Below are 19584 nucleotides of genomic sequence, written 5' to 3' on the forward strand. Positions count from 1 at the left end.
GCGTCCGCTTGACGCTCGCCCCCTCGCGGGTTCGAGCCCCACCGGCGTGCAAAAGAAACGGGCCCGCATCTCTGGGAGATACGGGCCCGTAAAAGCCAATGGTAGGGGCGGTGGGACTCGAACCCACAATCCTTGCGGCGAGAGATTTTAAGTCTCCTGCGTATGCCAATTCCGCCACGCCCCCGTGAGACTAGAAGTCTAGCACAAGCCGTCCGTTACGCGTTGACGGCCATCGAGTGTTGGCCCGACTTCTCCAGGAACTCCTGGAACTTGGCCTCGTCGCCCTTGTTCTTGTACTGCAGGGCCAGCAGGTACTCCAGGCGGCAGCGCTTGACCGGGTCGTCGCCGACATCCTCGAGCATGCGCTCCAGTTCGGGAATGTCGTTGTGGCGCTTGAGGATCATCGTGTCGTACATCAGCTGACACTCGTGCGCGACTGCCTCGGCCTGACCGCCCTCAAAGCCCTTGATCTCGTGCAGCAACTCCTTGGACTTTTTGCGGTCCTCCTGGCCAACGTAGTAGTTAAAGGCCTTAATTACCAGGTCGACGCGCTGCATCTTGGGCAGGTTGAGCCCCAGCAGCAGGTCGAACATTTCGCCAGCGCGCTCGTGGTCCTCGCGCAGCAGATAGGAGTTCAGGCGCAGGTAGTCGCGGTTGTAGCGCGGGTACAGCATGCTGGTGAGTTTGCCGTCGAGCAAACGATCGAACTCGTCCCACTGCTTGGCGGCCATAAGCTGCTGCAGGCGTTTAAACGTGGTGCGTTTTTTAACGCTAAAGAACACCGACACGGCGATACAAATAATGACGACGGCGGTCCAGAGTGTGCGGGAATCGGGCATATTGAGCTCCTCGGTCGCTCATAAAACAGGCGGTATGACAACACGTACTAGATGTATTATACGCAGCGCGCAGGCAAACTGGTACAAAAGTGCATCGAGGCCGAGCACCATCGCTCGCTGCGGTACACTTACCTAAAGTAAACCATGAAGGGAGACATTACCTATGAAGAAGATCGTTTTGGCTTGCGGTGCTGGCGCTGCTACTTCCACGCTCGTTGCCCAGAAGGTCGCTACCATGCTCGACGCCAACGGTTATGCCGGCAAGTATGAGATCGTGCAGTGCGCCATCTCCGAGGCCAAGGACGCTTGCGACGAAGGCGCCGACCTGCTGATCGCCACCACCGTTGCCCCCGAGGGCCTCACCTGCCCGTACGTGAGCGGCGTGCCCTTCATGACCGGCATGAACCGCGTTGCTGCCGAGAAGGCCGTTCTCGACGTCATGGCTCAGTAGGCGCTGCCTGTATGAATGAGCAGAACGCCAATCCGGTCGAGCTCTTTGGCATGCGCGTCGCCCATGTGGGCATCAACGCCGCCGACCCGGCAGACGCCTTGGAGATCGCGGAGCTGTTCTCGACGATGATGGGCTTGCCCGTTATCGAGACCCCGGTTTCGTACTTTAACGATTCGCTGGTCGAGGTCATGAAGCAGAACGGTCGTGGCACCAAGGGCCACATCGGCTTTGCCGTCAACGACATCGATGCGGCCGAGAAGTGGTTTGCCGAGCGTGGGCTCGAGGTTAACGAGGAGTCGCGCGCGCTGCTGCCCGACGGTTCTACCAAGCTCGTGTACTTTAAGCGCGAGTTCGCCGGCTTCGCCGTGCATCTGTGTCGCGAGTAGCGCACAAACTGCCATAACGAACAAAAGGGATAGGGCCGCATGGCCTTATCCCTTTTTTACGCCGAGGGGCTTCCTATCGTGGCAGGCGAATCGTAAAGCGGCTGCCGACGCCTTCGACCGAGGTCACGCCAATAACGCCGCCATGGCTATCGACAATCCACTTGGCAATGGCAAGCCCCAGACCCGAGCCCTGCGCGCCGGCATCGCGTGCGTTGTCGGCGCGGTAGAACCGTTCAAACGCGTGAGCTGCGGATTCCTGATTCATGCCGATACCCTCGTCCTCAACACTTATGTCGATCGCGCCCGTGCCCGTATCCTGCGCTACGCCAAAGGTGATGGACGTGCCCGCGTCCGAATACTTGGCGGCGTTTTGCACGATCACGCGCAGGGCCTGCTTCACGAGCGCCACGTCGACAGAAGCATCGCAGCGCGGGTCGCTGGCGAGCGCAGTGTCGTACGCCAGCCGATACGTGTGCACAGCATCGATCATCTGCGATTCCTCGCATACCTCGCCGACCAGTGCGGCCAGGTTGGTATTCGCACGCCGCAGGACCGTGCGTCCGGCATCGCCGCGCGCCAAAAACAGCAGCTGCTCCACGAGCTCTTGCATGTGCTCGCTTTCGGCCTTGAGGGACGCGATGGATTCTGTCAGCACGTCCGGGTCGTCTTTGCCCCAGCGGTCGAGCATGTTCACGTAGCCCTGAATCACCGCGATGGGCGTGCGCAGCTCGTGGCTCGCATCGTTGACAAAGCGCATCTGCTGTAGCTTGGCCTCTTGCATCTGGCGCAGCAGGCGGTTGAGCGCGACCTCGATGCTCGCCAGGTCGGCGTCGCCGGTGGTGACGCTCGGCGAGTCGACACTCGCGCGTTCGATTGCCTGCTCCAGCGTTTCCATCTTGCCGTCGGAGAGCTGCATGCGGCCGAGCTCGTCCACGCGCAGGGCCAGGTCGTTGAGCGGTGCCATGGTGCGGCGCACGCGGCGAGCGCCGCTGAGCATGTTGAGCACGCTGATGACTTGCCCGCCCGCAACGACAAGATAGAGGGGCCACAGCGCGATGAGGTCCTGCGCGAGGGGGAAGGTCTTGGTGGTGCGCGCAAGCTCGACGGTATAGGTGAGCGTGGCCAGGTCCAAGCCGCGCGCGGGCGCAAACGACATGCCGTGAACGCTAGCGCCGGGGATCCATCCTGCGGTAAACGTGCCGTCGGGCAGTGTCTGGTTGTAGCCATAGACCAGAATCGCCGCCGCAACAACCAGCAGCCACAGATCGAGCCAGACGTAGCTCATCAGGCGGCGCCACATGTAGCTCCAGTTGATGGCGCGGGCAATGGAGGTGACGCGCTTGGTCTCGGCGTTATGCGCGGCAGACATAGCCCACCCCGCGCACGGTCTGGATGATGCGGGCGCCGCCGGCGTCTTCAATCTTGGCGCGTAGGTGCGCGATGTGCACGTCGACGTTGTTGGTGTCGCCTACGTATTCGTAGCCCAGCGCCTCGTGCGCGATGCGCTCGCGCGTGAGCACGGTGCCGGCATGCGCCATAAGCAGGGCGAGGACGTCGAACTCTCGGGCCGTGAGTACGATGGTTGAACTACCAACGATGACTTCGCGGCGGTCGGGATCGAGCGCAACCGAGCCCACGGTGAGCACGGCGGGGGAGGGCGAGGCGGATGCCTGGGTCGAGTCGCCAGCCGGGGGTATCGCAGCGGCGTTCCCGGCCGCGCCGCTCGCCGCGCCCGTCCCGATGCCGCCAACGCTCGAAGCCGCCCGCACGGCCTTCGCGCGCTTCAACGCCACGCGGATCCGTGCGAACAGCTCCTCAATCGCAAACGGCTTGGTCAGGTAATCGTCGGCGCCGGCGTCGAGCCCGGCTACCTTGTCCATCACGGCATCGCGCGCGGTGACCATGATCACCGGCACATCCTTGTGCTTGCGCACGCGCCGCAGCACCTCCATACCGTTGAGCTGCGGCAGCAGCACGTCGAGCAGAATCAGATCGTAGTCGCGCTCCAGCGCCAGGTCGGCGGCGGTGCGGCCGTCGGCGGCGTGCTCCACCTGGTAGCCCTCGTGCTCCAGCTCGAGCGTCACAAAGCGGGCGATTTTCTCCTCGTCCTCTACGATCAGGATTCGTGCCATGCGTGCCCCCGTCTGCGATTACTTGTCGTCGTTCAGATTTTGCTTGATATCGTCTGCGGCATCGGCGGCGTGATTCATCAGGTTGTTGATGCTGCCGGGCACGTCGCCGTCGCTATCGATGCGGTAACGCATGCCAAAGAACAGACCGATCAGCATCAGCCATATCGTGGCGCCCCAGGCAAACAAGGCGACGATGGGAATCAGGATGGGGATGTTAAGGATGATCGCATCGCGGCGCGTGGCGATAAACTTGGTGTCCAGGCTCAGGCGGAAGAGCTTTTTGAGGTACTCCCACACGCTGTCCATCTTCTTGGAGAAGTCGGTCTTTTCGCTCGACTTCTCGTAGGCGGCCTGCGCGGCGACCATCTCGGCCGAGGGCTCATCTACCGGCTCGGACTCGGTGGCGGCGTGCGCCGACGTGGTCTGGGTCTTGCCTTGCGACTCGAGCCAAATAATGGCGTCCAAAACGTTGCCGTCGGCGGCATCGAGTGCTGCCTTGGCATCGGTGTAACTCACGTTGCACTTGGTGCGGATGGTTTCAACTTTTTCGAGGTCGTCCATGACCTGTCCTTTCGTTCGATGGGCGCGACGCCGGGCGATTTGCCCGGGCGCGAGCGTTGCGTTCGGCGGCCTGCGTCGCGCGGCGCCGCCCCGCCCTTGGTCGAACTCTATAGTGCAGGTTATAGATTAAGCGATTCTTGAGCCAAGATTAATGTTGGATGAGTTTTTGGGTGACGCGGAGGCGGCCTTTGAGGCAAGCGCAGGCCGAGCGGCTAGAGCCCAAGGGTAAATTTGTGTCCGCACGGCGAGATATACTTATTGTCAACGTTGAGGGCGCGTCAGGGCAAAGCTGCCTAGCGCCCGCGAAATCAGAGGGGCCGCCGTGCCGCATGGCGCAAACGAGTGGGGTCCCGACGCAAACAGGGGGTCATACGTGCATATCTACGCTATGAGCGACATTCACGGGTGCTTGGACGCCTTTAAGGCATCGCTTTCCACCGTCGACCTCGATGCCGAGGATTCCAAGCTGGTTTTGCTTGGCGACTACTGCGACCGAGGCCCCGATTCACTCGGGGTCTTCGAGCTCGTCATGGACCTGCAAAAGCGCTACGGCGATCGCGTCGTGGCGCTGCGCGGCAACCACGAGGAGATGTTCCTCGAGTACATTGACGAGGTGGACGATCCCAATTTTACGCAGGCATGGATACTTGCCGATAGTAATCTGGCAACGGCTAAGAGCTTCCTAGATGCCGAGGCGTTCAAGCACGTTAAGCACCTGTTGAGGCTCAGGAAGTTCGAGGAGGCCTACGCCTATACGGTTGAACGCATGAAGGTCGAACATGCGGACGTCATCGCGTGGGTTCGCAAGCTCCCTTACTTTTACGAGAGTCCCTTCGGCCAGGTCTTTGTGCATGCCGGCATTGACGAAGGTGCCGGGGAGTACTGGAAGCTCGGCACATCTGACGAGTCGTTTACTATGACGCTGCCCGATTACGTGGGGCGTAAGTTCTATCTGGATGTTATCGCCGGGCACATCAATACCGAGGCGGTCTCGGGCATTGCGGGCTACCGCGGTATCTGGCATGACGGAGCCAGCCATTTCTACATCGACGGGAACGTAGTTCAGCACGGCGAGGTCGTCGTGCTGAACTACGACTCAGAGACAGGGAAGTACAGCGGACAAGGGCTGGAGTAGGTTGGCGGGCGATTAGTTCTCCTACGGCCTACACAACGCTACTTTAAGCCATTCGTTCATCGCCGAAGAGGGCTGCCGTTGCCATTTTTTACCCTTTGGTCTAAGTTGAAGTTCAATGGTGCCGGAGACATAACGGCTGAATCGCAGTTCCAGGGCGTTCAAGTCCCCTTTGTCCCAGTCTTTAATGTGCTGGTATAGGCAATGGTATTCGTGCTGTTCGTTGCTTAAGGCGTGAGCGACATCAAGGTATGCGAGCAAGGAAATGAGCACGTGCCATTGCTGGTTGAGATTGTCGTGCGCGTTGTCGGTAAAGGGTTTAAAGGGGTCGATTCTTGCGATCGTATTGCCGCTATCATCAAACTGGTAGTGGTAATACCCCTGCTCATCAGGGTGTTCCTTGAGTCTGAATTTGAGTGCGAAATAGAAGGCAACATTCTCTGGCAGCTCTTTTGCTAGCGTGTCTGATATCGTTCTTTGATTGTTTTTGAGTTTGGAGATAAGCTCGTCACAATCGAGGAGTTTGGAGCGCGCTTCTGAGCCATCGGTATCGTTGAGAATCTGTCTGAGGTTATCAAGAACGTCGCTGCCAAGTTCGTTAAGCGCGCATATGGTTTGACCTAGTCTGTAGGTTGGGTCACTAGTGCTGCTTTCGGGAATATACTCGCAAGGCTCGTTGCACCATCCAATGAAGTCCTTGACGTCTATCGACTCGACAGAAGGCCTGTTGACACGGGTGAAAAAGTCCTGGATTTCGTTCAAATCGGCGTGCTTGGCTTCGTTCATAGCTGGATTCCTTTCTCATCAGGAAACATGTCTCATTATAGGCATACCTGCGGTCGTAGTGGCTAGGGGCGCCAGTGCTAGTGAGGGTTCCAGAGAAGGAAGCGGCGCACCCTCGGAACAGCCAGGAATCAAGGTCTAATACTTTTCCCGAGAAGTGAACGAGCTAAATCGGACCCCCGAAGCATCGACACTTTAGGAGTGCCGTTTCCTGCGGTTTCGGTACTGAGATCCTGCGATTTTGCCGTCGAAAAATGCGGATGTTTCAGGGGTTCAAAAACAGCCGTTCACTTCTCGGGAAAAAGTATTAGACCTCGACAGCGGGGGATGGGGTGCCGGTGTAAAACGGCGTCAAGGGTTGGTCGAGCAGGCTGTTTCTCCATTGATGTCCGCACGGCGTGTGACACTTACCCTGCCGCCCTGCTCTGCCGCGGCGGCATGTACCCGAACAGCGACCCTCTAAGGAGTTCGATATCGATGAGTGATAACACCAAGCATCTCGCAAAGAAGTGCGTCAAGGACGCGGGGCCGTGCCTCGTGCTGTGCCTTGCCGGCGCAGCGGTCGCGCTGCTGGCTGTTCTGGGGCCGTTCGACGTGCTCCGAAGTGCCGTCTCTCTACACATTTGCATGGCTCTTGCCGGCGCCATGATGACCGGCGGCGCGCTCGATCTGGTTTTTTGGGTGCTTGACCCGTTTGGATGGAAGAACGAGGGGTAAGCCCTAAGGGATGGAAGGGCTGGAACGATTGGCTTAGTGATCGTGCAGAATGCGGGCTAGCGACTTACAGGGAAGTGGTGATCCGATGACGGTCTATGTGACGGGCGATATTCACGGCGGCGTCGACATGCAAAAGCTGCGCGACTGGGATCTTGGGGATAGTTTGACGAGCGACGACTATCTCATCATCGCGGGCGACTTTGGCTTTCCGTGGGATTTCTCTGCCGAGGAATGCGCCGACATCGCTTGGCTGGAGTCGCGCCCCTATACCGTGCTGTTCATCGACGGCAACCACGAGCGTTTCGATCACTGGGCGGAGCGACCCATGGAGTTGTGGCACGGTGGGCTGACGCAGCGCCTGTCGGATACCTCTCCCGTACGGCGCCTGACGCGCGGCGAGGTTTTTGAACTCGATGGCTCAACGATCTTTACCATGGGCGGTGCCACGAGTGTTGACAAGGAATACTGCATACCGTATTCCAGCTGGTGGCCGCAGGAGCTGCCGGACGAGCGCAACTTTGAGGAGGCACGGACAAAGCTCGGCAGCGTGGGCTGGAAGGTCGACTACGTAATCACCCACACTGCTCCACGCGCATGCTTTCGTCCACGTTCTATCCGGCGTCCGGCTGGAATTACCCCGCCGTTGATCGGCTTACGGCATTTTTCGATGAGCTGGAAGATCGCTTGGACTACAAGCGCTGGTATTACGGGCATTTCCATCGGGATGCCAACCCGGCCGAGCGCCATACCGTGCTCTACGACTGCATCGTTCGCCTGGGCGACGAACTCCAGCCCTGGGATGTTGCGTAGGGGTGGGAATAGCAAGAACTTCATACGATACCTTGGGTAGTTACCCTACATTTCAGTAGTAATCTTTATTTGTAGGGTAACTTAGGGCATGCTGGGAGCTGGAGGAGATGTCGCCCGACGATCTAAAGTTTCAGCGCCATTCGGTTGGTGCCCGGTAGGGTGGCGAAGCCAAAATGTTCATAGAATGCTGCCGCCTCATCATCTACTGGATCGACAACTAAAGCTCGCGCTCCTGCTAGGGCAGAAATTTTCAAGGCGTTCTCGATGGCATCTTTAAGCAGTGAAGCTCCAAGACCAAGCCCCTTGAACTTCTCATCGACCCCCATCATTCCAAGCAGCACTGTGGGGACTTGGGAGGGGGAGTTTCGCACGAACCATCCTCCATCAACATTTTCGCGAGCCACGGAGTGCGTGCACAACGTATAAGACCCAGCGACTGCGCCGTCGCAATACGATGCGTATATAACTGCTGATCCTCTTCTTCGCGCCGAGGCTGATCTGTTTTTAGCCCATCCGTCTACAAGAGTATTTCCGCAGTGGAAAGCCTCGATGCCTTGGCCAACGGGGAGTTGAACGGGCTTGGTAAATGTGCTCATTCCCAAACTGCTTTACGGTCAAGCAGCGCTTTTGCGGCTTGGGGCATGGGGGAATCGAGCATTTCGCAAAATGCATCGAAACCATCAGGAGAAAGATAGGTTGTTGATGCCTCGGCGATATCACGTGCGGAGCTCTCGTCAAGGTGGGCTGTGGCCCATTGGGTGAGAGTTTGCCCGCGCAAGGCCGCGGCGCGCTCGTAAGTAAGGCGTTGACGTTCGGTCAACCTTAGATCCATACGGCGTTGTTTCTCAATCGTTGGCATGGCAAAAACCTCCTTTGCACAATTGTACGGAATTATTCCGTACATAACAAGACGCAGAATTATGTCCTCGTTGAGGGGGGGCGAGGGGGCGGGGCGTATTTGACTACTCGGCCATTACGGTGATGTTCTCGCGGTGTGCGCGGATGACGTCCCAGCTAAAGTGCTCGGCCAGCTGCTCGGCAGAGCGCGGTGTGGTGTCCGGCGCGATGCCCGTTTGCCCGGCGAGCCATCCCAGTAGTGCCTCGGGCGTGCCAAAGCGGGCGCGTAGTTCGCCTAGGTCCAGATCGCGGTCGCGCTTGGAAAGGCGGCGGCCATCCGGCGACATGAGCAGCGGAATGTGCGCGTAGTGCGGCGTGGGCAGTTCCAGCAGATGCTGCAGGTAAATCTGGCGGGGCGTGGAGCCCAGCAGATCGCATCCGCGCACGACCTCGGTGACGCCCATGGCGGCGTCGTCGACCACTACGGCTAGCTGATAGGCAAATACGCCGTCGCTGCGGCGCACCAAAAAGTCGCCGCACTCGGTGGCGAGCGCCTCGCATTGGGCGCCGTACGTGCGGTCAACAAATTCGACCACGTCGTCGGCGAGGTCATCGACGGCGGGCACGCGCAGGCGTGTGGCCGGGGCGCGCAGAGCACTGCGGCGTGCAACTTCTTCGGCAGAAAGAGCGCGGCAGGCGCCGCGGTAGATGGGCGTGCCGTCGCTGGCGTGCGGCGCGCTTGCGGCGTGGAGCTCGGCGCGCGTGCAAAAACAGGGATAGGTGAGGCCGGCGTCTTGCAGCTGGCGCAAAGCGGCTTCGTACAGGTCTAGGCGATCGTGCTGATAGTAGGGGCCTTCGTCCCACTCGAGCCCCAGCCAGGCCAAGTCGTCAATTAGCTGAGCGGCAAGCTCCGGTCGCTTGCAGCGATCGTCGAGGTCCTCGATGCGCAACACGATGCTGCCGCCCTGGCTGCGGGCCGAAAGCCACGCGCACAAGCAACTGAACACGTTGCCCAGGTGCATGCGGCCCGAGGGCGACGGGGCAAAGCGGCCCACGACGGGGGTGGGCACTGCCGTTGCCGGTGCGTCCGCGGAGTGTGTTGCTATGTTGCGTGTGTTGATATCCATGCGGACGAGTATAGCGCGGGGCGCGGTGGGGGAGACGTTGCCGTGGCCCGCAAGTTGCCGAGGCCGCGCGTTGCGCGTGTCGGACCACCGGCTCGACAGCTCGATCGCCGCCCGCCAGCCCAACCTCTCAAACGACAGAAACCCCGGCAGCTCTTCGCAACTGCCGGGGTTTCCGCGGAAAAGGGGGACATGATCCTCGAGCGAACGGGAAAGGGGCAACCGTTTTCGCTCAACTGCTTTATGCCCCTCGGTTGGCGGCTCAATCAGCACGTGCCGCGCCCACACAAAGCCGCTACACCTGTGACGGTGCTGTGAAGTGGGATCTATTGCTGGCGCGGGCCATGCCAAGGAGTGTCCCAGACTGCCGGCAGATAAGGAACGTCCCTAACTGCCGGGTGCGGGGAGGGTGACTTTCATCCCGTTTGGCGCTCCGGTTGCCGAGATGTTCGTCATGAGCGCCCGCAAACGTGGGACAATGACGCTACTGGTATCACAGACAAAGGATGTGCCTATGAACGCCCCCGTTGCCAAGACCTGTCGGCAGCGACACCTGTTTGCGCGATTCGCTTCCGTCTGCGCACTCGTCGCGCTTGCGTTGTTGCTGCTGCCTGCCGCCGCGCACGCCGACGGCTACTCCATGACCCAAACCTATATCGGTGCCACGGTTGAAGCCGATGGATCGCTGACCGTTGTCGAGGGACGCCAGTTTGATTTCGACGACGATATCAACGGCGTGTACTGGGATATCAATACGGGCTCCAACCAGCAGGGCGGCACGGCGGGCGTCGATGTGCTGAGCGTCGAGGAAGACGACACCGCGTTTAACAAGGTCGACTATGCAAATAAGGGCGACAGCGGTGTCTATACGGTTGAGCAGTCCGAGGGCAGCGTAAGGATCAAGGTTTTCAGCCCCCACGAGAGCGACGACAGCGCGATCTATTACGTGAGCTACACCATGACCGGTGCGGTTATGAACTGGGCCGATACCGCTGAGCTCTACTGGAAGTTTGTGGGCGACGGCTGGTCCGCGGATTCCGACGATGTCGAGATGGAAGTGCACTTCGCAAATGCCGCTGCCGGGACGGCGGCCGTCAAGGGCGACAACTTCCGTGCGTGGGGCCACGGCCCACTGACGGGCGACGTATCGATCGATGCGGACGAACCCATGGTCACCTACACCATTCCGTGCGTGCACGAGGGCGAATTTGCCGAGGCGCGCATCGCCTTCCCCAGCGACTGGGTGCCAGGACTTTCCGCCTCGAGCGAGGAGCGCATGCCGACAATCCTGAGCGAGGAGAAGACATGGGCCGAGGAGGCCAACGCCCGCCGCGCCCGCGCCCGCATGATCGCAAATACGCTTGCCGCGGTAAGTGTTGTCGCGGCGGTGACCTTTACCGGCGTAATCGTCGTGCTCAAGCTGCGCCGTCGCAAGCCAAAGCCGCTTTTCCAAGATGAATACTTCCGCGACGTGCCCTCGGCAGATCATCCCGCCGTGCTCTCGGCCCTTATGAGCTGGAACGAGGTGCCCGATCAGGCATATATCGCCACGCTTATGAAGCTTACCGACGACCGCGTGATCAAGCTAGAAGAAACGACCGAGACCAAGAAGAAGGGTCTGCTCCGTCGCGAAAAAGAGGAGCAGACGTATCGCATCACAGTGACCGACGAGGCCTGGAAGGCTGCCAAGAAGGACGGCATCGATCGCGACGTGCTCAAGGTCTTCTTCGCTGGCGTTAAGCCCGATAAAGACGGCGTCCGTTCGCGCACGTTTAGCGAGCTGGAGGAATATGCCAGCGAGCGTACTGAATCTGTTGGCGACAAGCTCGAGGACTATCAGAACACCGTTAAGGGTGAGCTGGCCGATAGGGAGTATGTTGCCTCGGACGGCATTGTCGCCATGGTGTTTGGCCTGGTCCTGGGCATTTTGATCGCCTTTATTCCCGTGGGATCCATCTTCTTTACCGATGGCGCGCAGGCAAACATTATCGCCGCGATTGTCTCGGTACCCATCGTGCTTGTCGGCATTGGTGTGAGTCGCACCTTCCGTCGCTTTACGCCGGAGGGTGCCGAGGTGGCGGCTCGCTGCAAGGCGCTCAAGCATTGGCTCGAGGATTTCACACGCCTTAAGGAAGCCGTTCCGGGCGATCTGGTGCTGTGGAACAAACTGCTGGTGATGGGCGTTGCGCTGGGCGTTTCGAAGGAAGTGCTGCGTCAACTTGCCGAGGCCGTGCCGCCCGAGGTACGCGAGGCCGATGGTTTCTACGACAATTATCCCTGCTACTGGTGGTATTACCATCATTACGGTACCGAGTCCCCGCTCGATTCGTTTAACGATGTGTATCACGAGAGCATTAGCGCGGTTGCGTCGAGTTCCGACAGCTCGGGCGGTGGCGGTGGTGGCGGCTTCTCGGTCGGCGGCGGAGGCGGCGCCGGCGGAGGCGGCGGCGGAACGTTCTAGCGGTCCTAAATTACGGGATGGGCTTTTCTCGACAGCCGTCGGGGGAAGCCCGTCCCTTTCTTATGTGTCGAGATGGGACGTTCTTGAATGACTAGGTGTGGCTGCCGGGGTTAGGCTGTTAGGTCGAGTTCGTAGAGGAAGCTTTCGCGCGGCATGTCGTGGCGGCGCTCTTCGCGGTTGGCGCGGTGCGTTGCCGTGCGCTTAAAGCCGTGCAGCTCGTAGAACTTCCACGAGCAGTTGGAGTCGGTGTACAGGTGCGCCCTCGTCGCTCCGCGCGAGGACAGGTGCGAGACCGCAGCATCGAGCAACACCGAGCCGACGCCCAAGCCATGGACATCGCGATCCACGGCAAGCAGCGTGACCTCGTTGTCGTGTGGCAGGGGGCTGCTTTCGAGCAAGCGGTTGTTGGTGCGGATGGTTGCGCGCACAAACGAGAGATACTCGGCGCAGGCATCGGGCTCCAGCTCGCGCATCTGCGATAGCAGCGCGCGCTCGGTATCCATCCAATGTTCCTTGACGGCGGCGCCGGAGCTTTGCCCCGCACGCGCGAGCGCAATGCCGCGCGCCTGGCCGTCGATGACGGCAACCTGCGAAAACGTCGACGACGAAAGGCAATAGGCGAGGTCGCACGCGGCCTCGAGGCGGTTGTACTCATCGTTATCCGAATTGTTATGCCAAAGCTGCTGCAGAATCAGCGCGATGGCGTCGAAGTCTTCGGTGTCAAACGGTCGGTAGAGAACCCGCGAGACCATGGTGCCTCTTTCTTTTGCGGATGCATATCGAGCACAGTTCTACCACGCCATTGGCATCTAATTATGGTGCCCCTGTGTTCCATGAACTCACCGTGCCCGGCGCTGCGCCCACATCCTCCACTCGCAAGCTTTTTCTGCACATGCGACCGTTGCGGGGTGCATCGACGCGCTCGATGCGCTACATTAAATCAGTATTTTCAATGCCGCTGCGCGAGCGCTGCAGATCGACGTATCACCGACTCACAGAGCACGGCGGCGTACCAGACAGGAGGACTGCATGGGATCTGATGTGAAGATCGCACGCGCGTTGATCTCGGTTACCGATAAGACGTGCGTCGTCGATTTCGCACGGACGCTGGTCGATGACTTTGGCGTCGAGATCATCTCTACGGGCGGTACGGCTCGTGCTATCGAGGATGCGGGCGTTCCCGTAACCCCCATCGAGGAGTTCACGGGTTATCCCGAGATGATGGACGGCCGCGTTAAGACCCTGCACCCCAAGGTTCACGGCGCGTTGCTGGCCCGCCGCGATTCCGAGCAGCACATGCAGGAGGCAGCTCAGCACGGCATTAAGCTGATCGACCTGGTCGTCGTCAACCTGTACGAGTTCGAGAAGACCGTCGCCAACCCCGAGGTCACCTTTGCGGACGCCATCGAGCACATCGACATCGGCGGTCCCTCCATGCTGCGCTCCGCCGCCAAGAACGCCGCGAGCGTTACCGTCATCTCCGATCCGGCCGACTACGACGCCGTCCTGGCCGAGATGCGCGAGACCGGCGGTTGCACCACGCTTTCCACCCGTCGTCGTCTGCAGGTGAAGGTCTACCAGACCACTGCCGCCTACGACACGGCTATCTCCCGTTGGCTTGCCGCCCAGGCAGGCGACGTGGCGGACACTTCTGCCAGGCTCGAGGTTTCGCTCGAGAAGGTCGACGACCTGCGCTATGGCGAGAACCCGCAGCAAAAGGCCACGGTCTATCGCTTTGCCGAGGGCTGCGAGAACACCGCGAGCTCGCAGTTCCCGCTCGTTGGCTCCGAGCAGATTCAGGGCAAGCCGCTCAGCTACAACAACTATCTGGACGCCGACGCCGCTTGGAACCTGGTCCGCGAGTTCGACGAGCCTGCCTGTGTGATCCTCAAGCACCAGAACCCCTGCGGTTCCGCCGTTGCAGAGGACATCACGGCTGCCTACGACCGCGCTTTTGCCTGCGATCCCAAGAGCGCCTTTGGCGGCATCATCGCTTGCAACCGCGAGGTTCCCTTTGAGTTGGTTGAGCACTTTGCCGATCAGAACAAGCAGTTCGTTGAGGTCGTCATCGCCCCGAGTTACACCGCCGAGGCGCTCGAGCGCATGGCCAAGCGCCCCAACCTGCGCGTGCTGGCTACCGGCGGCGTGGACCACGGCGCCAAGGTGGAGCTGCGCTCCATCGACGGCGGCATGCTGGTGCAGGAGGTCGACCACGTGACCGAGGACCCCGCGACCTTTACGTTCCCCACCGACCGCAAGCCCACCGACGCCGAGATGGCCGAGCTCGAGTTTGCCTGGAAGGTCTGCAAGGGCGTTAAGTCCAACGCCATTCTGGTCTCCAAGGGCAAGGCCGGCATTGGCATGGGCCCGGGTCAGCCCAACCGCGTTGACTCCGCGCTGCTTGCCTGCGAGCGCGCCGAGGACTTCTGCGAGCGCGAGGGCGTGGAGAAGGGCGGCTTTGCCTGCGCAAGCGATGCGTTCTTCCCGTTCCGCGACAACGTCGACGTGCTTGCCGCTCACGGCGTGACCTGCATCATCCAGCCCGGCGGCTCCAAGCGCGACGACGAGAGTATCCAGGCCTGCAACGAGCACGGCATCGCGATGGTCTTCACAGGTGCCAGGCATTTTAGGCACTAGGGCTTTCCCAAGCACCCGACCTTGCCCCTCAAACCGTCGCTTGCGTACATTTAGTACGCGGCGCTCCTCTTTCGGGGCAATCTCGGGCACTTGGAAAACCCTTAATGGGATGTTGTTCTATCCCATTAAGCTGATCGGTCGCTTGGCCATATCGTCAAAATAATCTCTGCAAAAGACGGCCGCTCCGTTTGGAGGGCCGTCTTTTTGGTATAAGAGGACGGAATGACTAACACGAAAGGGATGACCATGCCCCAGATTGATGATGCCGAGCTGTTTGGCAATGCCGAGGACCAGCGCGCGTACGAGGACTTTTGCGCCAATCAGGAGGCGGTTGAGAAGTTTACGCTCGACGAGCCCGCGCTCGTGTGCCGGTGGCGCATGTCCAACAAAAAGGTACCCATGCTCAACCGTCACATCCGTGCGCTGTCCGAGCGCTTGGTGCAGGGCGAGCCGCTCACCCATAACATGCTCAGCTGGGCAAAGCAGCACGTTGAGTGGTCGCTTGCCGAGGGCGATTACACCGCGCACGACGGCGTGCTCATGCTAGTGATCGACGTCAACGGCAATGCCGCCATGACGGTGGGCGAGTACGAGCCGCTGGCCGATACTTCGGCCAAGGCGCTGCGTGCCCGCTCTGCCGAGGCCCGCTCCGAGGCCGACGAAACCGGCGTGGCGCCCGAGTTGCTCGCTTCCGTCAACGACGGAGAGCTGGCCTTTGTGGCGCCGGCGGACGAGTGCCTGTGCGGTACGGCGACGCTCATCGAGCAGCTGGCCCAGACCAAGGGCATCTCGGTCACGCGCGTAGACATTCCCGCGCAGCTCAAGGGTGCTTTGTTTCTGGTGAGCGACGAGCACGGCGTGGTTCCCGCTGCCGATGCCGACGCTGCCGAGGCGGACGCTGCTATGGTCACCTTCTTCGCCGACGGTTACGAAAAGCTCCGCGCCCGCCGCTAAATGATTTTTCTGGCGCGGGGATTTTATAATCATTTGATCCCCGCACCCGTTGCGAGCGAGGGCGAGTCGAACCTTTCGTTCGCGAACAGTTCTGTCACCTTGTTGCCGCGCGAGGCGCGTGCCGGCGACTTCGCGGCAATAATGGCTGTAAGACAACTAAGAGGGGAGCGTAATCCATGGCGCTGATCTATATCGTTGAGGACGACGAGCCCATTCGTCGCGAGCTCGCCGACATCCTTGCCCGTGCTGGTTTTGAGGTCGAGTCCTGCGAATCGTTTGAGCACGTCTCGCGCGATATTCTCGCTGCCGCGCCCGACCTGGTGCTGCTCGACCTCACGCTTCCTGTCAAAGACGGCCAGCACATCTGCCACGAAGTCCGCCGCGAATCCGAGGTCCCCATCATCGTCCTTACGTCGCGCACGACCGAAATCGACGAGGTCATGGCCATGACACTCGGCGCGGACGACTTTATTTCCAAGCCCTATAGCGCGCGCGTGCTCGTGGCGCGCATCAACGCGCTGCTGCGCCGCACCACGTCGGCAGGCGAGCGCAGCACCATGGTCCACAAGGGGTTGGAGCTCGACCTTGCCCGCTCCACGGTCACCAATACGGCAACCGGTGACAGTACCGAGCTCACCAAAAACGAACTGCGCATTCTCTCGCTGCTCTTGGGTCGCGTGGGCAAGATTGTCTCGCGCTCGGCCATCATGCAGGACCTGTGGGATTCCGATGCCTTTGTGGACGACAACACGCTCACCGTCAATATCAATCGCTTGCGTGCGACGCTCGACAAGATCGGCGTCAAGGGGTACCTCACCACGCACCGCGGCCAAGGCTATTCGGTTTAGGGTCCGGCCATGTCGTTTGGCAAGTTCTTTAAAGACGCGTTGCTGCCCGTTGCCGTGTGGACGTGCGGCGTGCTACTGAGCTGCTTTGTGCTGACGGTGGCCGGCGCCCCCGCATCCATCGTGATCGTGGCGGTTGGCGTGTCCTTTATCTTTGGCGTACTGGGTATCGTGATCGAATATGCGCGCCGTCGCCGCTTTCTGCACCAGCTGGAGCGTGCGGCCGAGGAGCTGGAGAGCCCCGCGTGGGTGCAGGAGATGGTGCAATGCCCAACCTATGCCGAGGGCGAGCTCGAGTACGAGGTTCTGCGCCGGGTGGGCAAAGCCGCTTGCGATGAGGTTGCCGAAGGCCGGCGTCAGACCGATGACTATCGCGACTATATCGAGAGCTGGGTCCACGAGGCCAAGCTGCCCCTGGCGGCAGCCCATCTGATTTTGGAAAACTTGGACGGCAGCGAAGACGACCTGTCGCGCGTGGATGACCTGGGCCGCGAGCTGACTCGCGTGGAACGCTATATCGACCAGGCGCTGTACTATGCGCGCTCGGAAGTCGTGGAGTGCGATTACCTGATTCGCCGCTGGGATCTTAAGACCTTGGTGGCGGGTGCGATTAAGGCCAACGCGCGCGAGCTCATCGCGGCGCACGTGGCCCCAGTGTGCGAGAACCTCGACTTCGAGGTCTTTACCGACGAGAAGTGGCTCGAGTTTATCCTGGGCCAGCTCATTCAGAACAGCATTAAATATGCGCGCGAGGACGGCGCGAAGATCGTGTTTTCGGGCGCGTTGCTGGACGAGGGCTTGGCAAGCGAGCGCATTGAGCTTGCCGTCGCCGATAACGGCTGCGGCGTGTGTGCGGCAGACCTGCCACGCGTGTTCGAGAAGGGCTTTACCGGCGACAATGGCCGCACCACCAAGCGTGCAACGGGCATCGGCCTCTACCTGGTGGCGCGCCTGTGCTCCAAGATGGGCATCGACGTCACCGCAGCGTCCGACCCCGGCGAAGGTTTTGTCGTAACGTTTGCCTTCTCGACGAACAAGTTCCAATACTTTGAGTAGCCGGCCCGTATGGCGCGGCCGATCGGAATCTTCCCGTCTGGGAACAAATCGGGGGCTTTTAACAACTATATTCCTGAACGGGAACATTGCTAATGAAGTCGATACTATATTCTCGTACATGAACATAGCTTAGTTAGTTTTATACTGTGTTCACGAATAGGAATATAGCTAGGAGCATCATGAGAACAGTGACAACGATTAAAAAGCTGGATGGGCGCATCAAGCTCAAGCCGTCAGAAGCTGCTTTCTCGGAGCGCATGGTTTTCGATCCGGCCGAGATGGGGAAGGCCCTCAGGCTCAGAAGGCGTGAGCTTGGCTTAACTCAACGTGACGTCGCGACTATGACGGGTCGCAGCCTTCGTGTGATCGGTGATATCGAGCGGGGGCGGACAACGGTCGAAATTGGCGTCATTTTCGACTACGCCTCCATCGTGGATATCGATTTTATTCTGAAGGTGAGGGGAAAATAATGGATGGCGCACTGTTCGTTCATCGTGAGTTTAATGGTTCCTACCAGCTGGTTGGCGTATTAGAGGAAAACGCCGGGCTTCCGATATTCGCCTATGATCCCAAGTATCTCGAGAGTGCTGATGCGGCCCCGATTTCGGCCTCGCTGCCTTTGTCGGCCGAGGCGTTCAGCCCGGACGTAACGGGCTCCTTTTTCTCTGGCATCATTCCAGAGGGGCAGCTTAATAGGGACCTCGAGAAAAGGGCGCGAGCGGAACGCGGAGATTACTTTAAGGTGCTCGATTTGGTCCGCGATGAACCCGTCGGCGCTCTTGTTTTGACGCGAGAGCCTTCGGCCGAGGGTCTCGAAATGGGCTATGAAGAGATAGATGGGGAGCGGCTAAGCAGGCTGGCATACGCACCGGCGGAGGTTGCTTTTGACTTAGCGCTAGAGAGTCGAATCTCCCTTGCGGGTGCTCAGGCGAAGGTTGGCCTTTACCATACGGGCGATGACCCGTGCGGCGGATGGTACCTGCCTCATGGAGCGGCTCCATCTACGCACATCCTCAAGGCGGGGTCGAAAACGTTTCCGGGCGAGACGGTGTGTGAAGCAATGTGCGTTAGAGCCGCATCTCTGATGGACCTATCGGCCGAAGAATGCTTTCTAATCCGGGTTGAGGACGCCGAGCCGATTATCGCTGTGAAGCGATTTGATCGAGTAACGTCGGATGACGGACGCTCGGTTGATGGATTGCCAATTCCATATCGTTTGCACCAGGAAGATGTTTGTCAGGCCAAGGGTATCTCGCGTGAGCTTAAATATGAGCCGACGGGCGTCAATTATCTGGGACTTATCGTCGATGCGGTGCGAAGGGTGTCGACTAATCAAATGGAGGATAGGTTCCTTATCGGCTATAACCAGCTGTTCGATTATGCCGTAGGTAACTGCGATAACCATCTTAAGAACTGGTCGCTCGTGTGGGACGAAAGTTGGAAACAAGTGAGGTTGGCGCCGCTCTATGACGTGCTGTGCACAACGGTTTACCCCAGCCTTGTTCGCGAGATGGGCGTCTCGTTTGGTGGGAGCCGGAAGATCGACGATGTAACGCGCGGATCGGTGATGAACCAAATGATCGAGGCGGGTTTGCCCGCGGGAATCGTTGCCGGGATGATAGCCGACACCTGCAATGAGGTTCCAGACGCACTAAGAGACGCCGCGCGCGGTCTCAAAGAAGATGGTTTTCCCGAGGCGGAGGTAATGTTCGAGAAGATCATTCCAGAAGTACAAGCCCGTCTAAGCAGGATCGCCTCATAACAAAACGCGCCGCCCCGATCGGGGTGGCGCGCCATCTTTCTTATCAGCCAGCTCGCTGAAGTAAGGCTGCGAAGGCCCCGCGGCCGGTGGGAGCAAC

Annotated in this window: 21 protein-coding genes and 1 tRNA gene; 12 read left to right on the forward strand and 10 right to left on the reverse strand. The window is 59.9% G+C overall.

The window, feature by feature from the left end:
- Positions 1 to 99: 99 nt before the first annotated feature.
- Both DWY05_RS05370 and DWY05_RS05375 read right to left on the reverse strand, forming a co-directional pair.
- A tRNA-Leu gene (locus DWY05_RS05370) sits at positions 100 to 184 on the reverse strand.
- A 31-nt stretch (positions 185 to 215) separates the two neighbouring features.
- Positions 216 to 839 carry a hypothetical protein gene (locus DWY05_RS05375; RefSeq protein WP_117743691.1) on the reverse strand — a complete coding sequence of 208 codons (624 nt, stop codon included), beginning with the start codon at positions 837 to 839 and terminating at the stop codon, positions 216 to 218.
- Positions 840 to 1002: 163 nt separating this feature from the next.
- Between DWY05_RS05375 and DWY05_RS05380 the strand changes: the two genes are divergently transcribed.
- Positions 1003 to 1290: a PTS sugar transporter subunit IIB gene (locus tag DWY05_RS05380; protein ID WP_055252380.1), complete on the forward strand. Its 288-nt coding sequence runs from the start codon at positions 1003 to 1005 to the stop codon at positions 1288 to 1290.
- An 11-nt stretch (positions 1291 to 1301) separates the two neighbouring features.
- Positions 1302 to 1676 (forward strand): VOC family protein, encoded by a 375-nt coding sequence (locus DWY05_RS05385; protein WP_117820927.1) that lies wholly within the window; start codon positions 1302 to 1304, stop codon positions 1674 to 1676.
- Between the two features lie 73 nt (positions 1677 to 1749).
- Here the strand turns inward: DWY05_RS05385 and DWY05_RS05390 are convergent, their stop codons facing one another.
- Genes DWY05_RS05390 through DWY05_RS05400 form a run of 3 tightly spaced genes read right to left on the reverse strand, consistent with a single transcriptional unit; the run spans position 1750 to position 4369 of the window.
- A complete protein-coding gene (locus DWY05_RS05390; protein WP_117820926.1) occupies positions 1750 to 3045 on the reverse strand; it encodes a cell wall metabolism sensor histidine kinase WalK in 1296 nt (431 codons plus the stop codon).
- Positions 3029 to 3808, reverse strand: coding sequence for a response regulator transcription factor (locus tag DWY05_RS05395; protein WP_117820925.1), 780 nt, complete (start codon positions 3806 to 3808; stop codon positions 3029 to 3031). Before DWY05_RS05395 ends, DWY05_RS05390 begins: the two co-directional genes overlap by 17 nt.
- 18 nt (positions 3809 to 3826) lie before the next feature.
- Positions 3827 to 4369 (reverse strand): hypothetical protein, encoded by a 543-nt coding sequence (locus DWY05_RS05400; protein WP_055252376.1) that lies wholly within the window; start codon positions 4367 to 4369, stop codon positions 3827 to 3829.
- Positions 4370 to 4742: 373 nt separating this feature from the next.
- On the opposite strand from DWY05_RS05400, the gene DWY05_RS05405 reads away from it, so the two are divergent.
- Positions 4743 to 5504, forward strand: coding sequence for a metallophosphoesterase (locus DWY05_RS05405; protein WP_117820924.1), 762 nt, complete (start codon positions 4743 to 4745; stop codon positions 5502 to 5504).
- A gap of 21 nt (positions 5505 to 5525) precedes the next feature.
- Here the strand turns inward: DWY05_RS05405 and DWY05_RS05410 are convergent, their stop codons facing one another.
- The gene (locus DWY05_RS05410; RefSeq protein WP_117798405.1) at positions 5526 to 6287 is read right to left on the reverse strand and encodes a hypothetical protein; all 762 of its coding nucleotides are present in this window, start codon (positions 6285 to 6287) and stop codon (positions 5526 to 5528) included.
- A 474-nt stretch (positions 6288 to 6761) separates the two neighbouring features.
- Between DWY05_RS05410 and DWY05_RS05415 the strand changes: the two genes are divergently transcribed.
- Positions 6762 to 7001 carry a hypothetical protein gene (locus tag DWY05_RS05415; RefSeq protein ID WP_117798406.1) on the forward strand — a complete coding sequence of 80 codons (240 nt, stop codon included), beginning with the start codon at positions 6762 to 6764 and terminating at the stop codon, positions 6999 to 7001.
- A gap of 85 nt (positions 7002 to 7086) precedes the next feature.
- Positions 7087 to 7851, forward strand: a complete 765-nt coding sequence (locus DWY05_RS05420) for a metallophosphoesterase (protein ID WP_233504015.1) — start codon at positions 7087 to 7089, stop codon at positions 7849 to 7851.
- A gap of 82 nt (positions 7852 to 7933) precedes the next feature.
- Here the strand turns inward: DWY05_RS05420 and DWY05_RS10015 are convergent, their stop codons facing one another.
- From DWY05_RS10015 to gluQRS, 3 genes are all read right to left on the reverse strand, one after another.
- A complete protein-coding gene (locus DWY05_RS10015) occupies positions 7934 to 8182 on the reverse strand; it encodes a GNAT family N-acetyltransferase (protein WP_199409574.1) in 249 nt (82 codons plus the stop codon).
- A 221-nt stretch (positions 8183 to 8403) separates the two neighbouring features.
- A complete protein-coding gene (locus DWY05_RS05430) occupies positions 8404 to 8670 on the reverse strand; it encodes a DUF1778 domain-containing protein (RefSeq protein ID WP_158550249.1) in 267 nt (88 codons plus the stop codon).
- Between the two features lie 103 nt (positions 8671 to 8773).
- The gene (gene gluQRS, locus DWY05_RS05435; RefSeq protein WP_255413192.1) at positions 8774 to 9718 is read right to left on the reverse strand and encodes a tRNA glutamyl-Q(34) synthetase GluQRS; all 945 of its coding nucleotides are present in this window, start codon (positions 9716 to 9718) and stop codon (positions 8774 to 8776) included.
- Between the two features lie 568 nt (positions 9719 to 10286).
- On the opposite strand from gluQRS, the gene DWY05_RS05440 reads away from it, so the two are divergent.
- Positions 10287 to 12233, forward strand: coding sequence for a DUF2207 domain-containing protein (locus DWY05_RS05440; protein ID WP_158558697.1), 1947 nt, complete (start codon positions 10287 to 10289; stop codon positions 12231 to 12233).
- Positions 12234 to 12343: 110 nt separating this feature from the next.
- Here DWY05_RS05440 and DWY05_RS05445 read toward each other — a convergent pair whose 3' ends face one another.
- Positions 12344 to 12985, reverse strand: coding sequence for a GNAT family N-acetyltransferase (locus DWY05_RS05445; protein ID WP_117807747.1), 642 nt, complete (start codon positions 12983 to 12985; stop codon positions 12344 to 12346).
- A 277-nt stretch (positions 12986 to 13262) separates the two neighbouring features.
- Between DWY05_RS05445 and purH the strand changes: the two genes are divergently transcribed.
- The 6 genes from purH (at position 13263) to DWY05_RS05475 (ending at position 19487) form a co-directional block, all read left to right on the forward strand.
- Positions 13263 to 14870 (forward strand): bifunctional phosphoribosylaminoimidazolecarboxamide formyltransferase/IMP cyclohydrolase, encoded by a 1608-nt coding sequence (gene purH, locus DWY05_RS05450; protein ID WP_117820921.1) that lies wholly within the window; start codon positions 13263 to 13265, stop codon positions 14868 to 14870.
- Between the two features lie 246 nt (positions 14871 to 15116).
- Complete coding sequence (locus tag DWY05_RS05455; RefSeq protein WP_233502255.1) at positions 15117 to 15824, forward strand: hypothetical protein; 708 nt, start codon at positions 15117 to 15119, stop codon at positions 15822 to 15824.
- A 176-nt stretch (positions 15825 to 16000) separates the two neighbouring features.
- Positions 16001 to 16672, forward strand: a complete 672-nt coding sequence (locus DWY05_RS05460) for a response regulator transcription factor (RefSeq protein WP_055251273.1) — start codon at positions 16001 to 16003, stop codon at positions 16670 to 16672.
- Between the two features lie 9 nt (positions 16673 to 16681).
- The gene (locus DWY05_RS05465) at positions 16682 to 17725 is read left to right on the forward strand and encodes a sensor histidine kinase (RefSeq protein WP_117820920.1); all 1044 of its coding nucleotides are present in this window, start codon (positions 16682 to 16684) and stop codon (positions 17723 to 17725) included.
- A 179-nt stretch (positions 17726 to 17904) separates the two neighbouring features.
- Positions 17905 to 18195 (forward strand): helix-turn-helix domain-containing protein, encoded by a 291-nt coding sequence (locus tag DWY05_RS05470; protein WP_082435520.1) that lies wholly within the window; start codon positions 17905 to 17907, stop codon positions 18193 to 18195.
- Positions 18195 to 19487, forward strand: a complete 1293-nt coding sequence (locus tag DWY05_RS05475) for a HipA domain-containing protein (RefSeq protein WP_117735526.1) — start codon at positions 18195 to 18197, stop codon at positions 19485 to 19487. The genes DWY05_RS05470 and DWY05_RS05475 overlap by 1 nt, the downstream gene beginning before the upstream one ends.
- Positions 19488 to 19584: the final 97 nt, after the last annotated feature.

This window comes from Collinsella sp. AF23-4AC, from assembly GCF_003462685.1.
Lineage (GTDB): Bacteria > Actinomycetota > Coriobacteriia > Coriobacteriales > Coriobacteriaceae > Collinsella.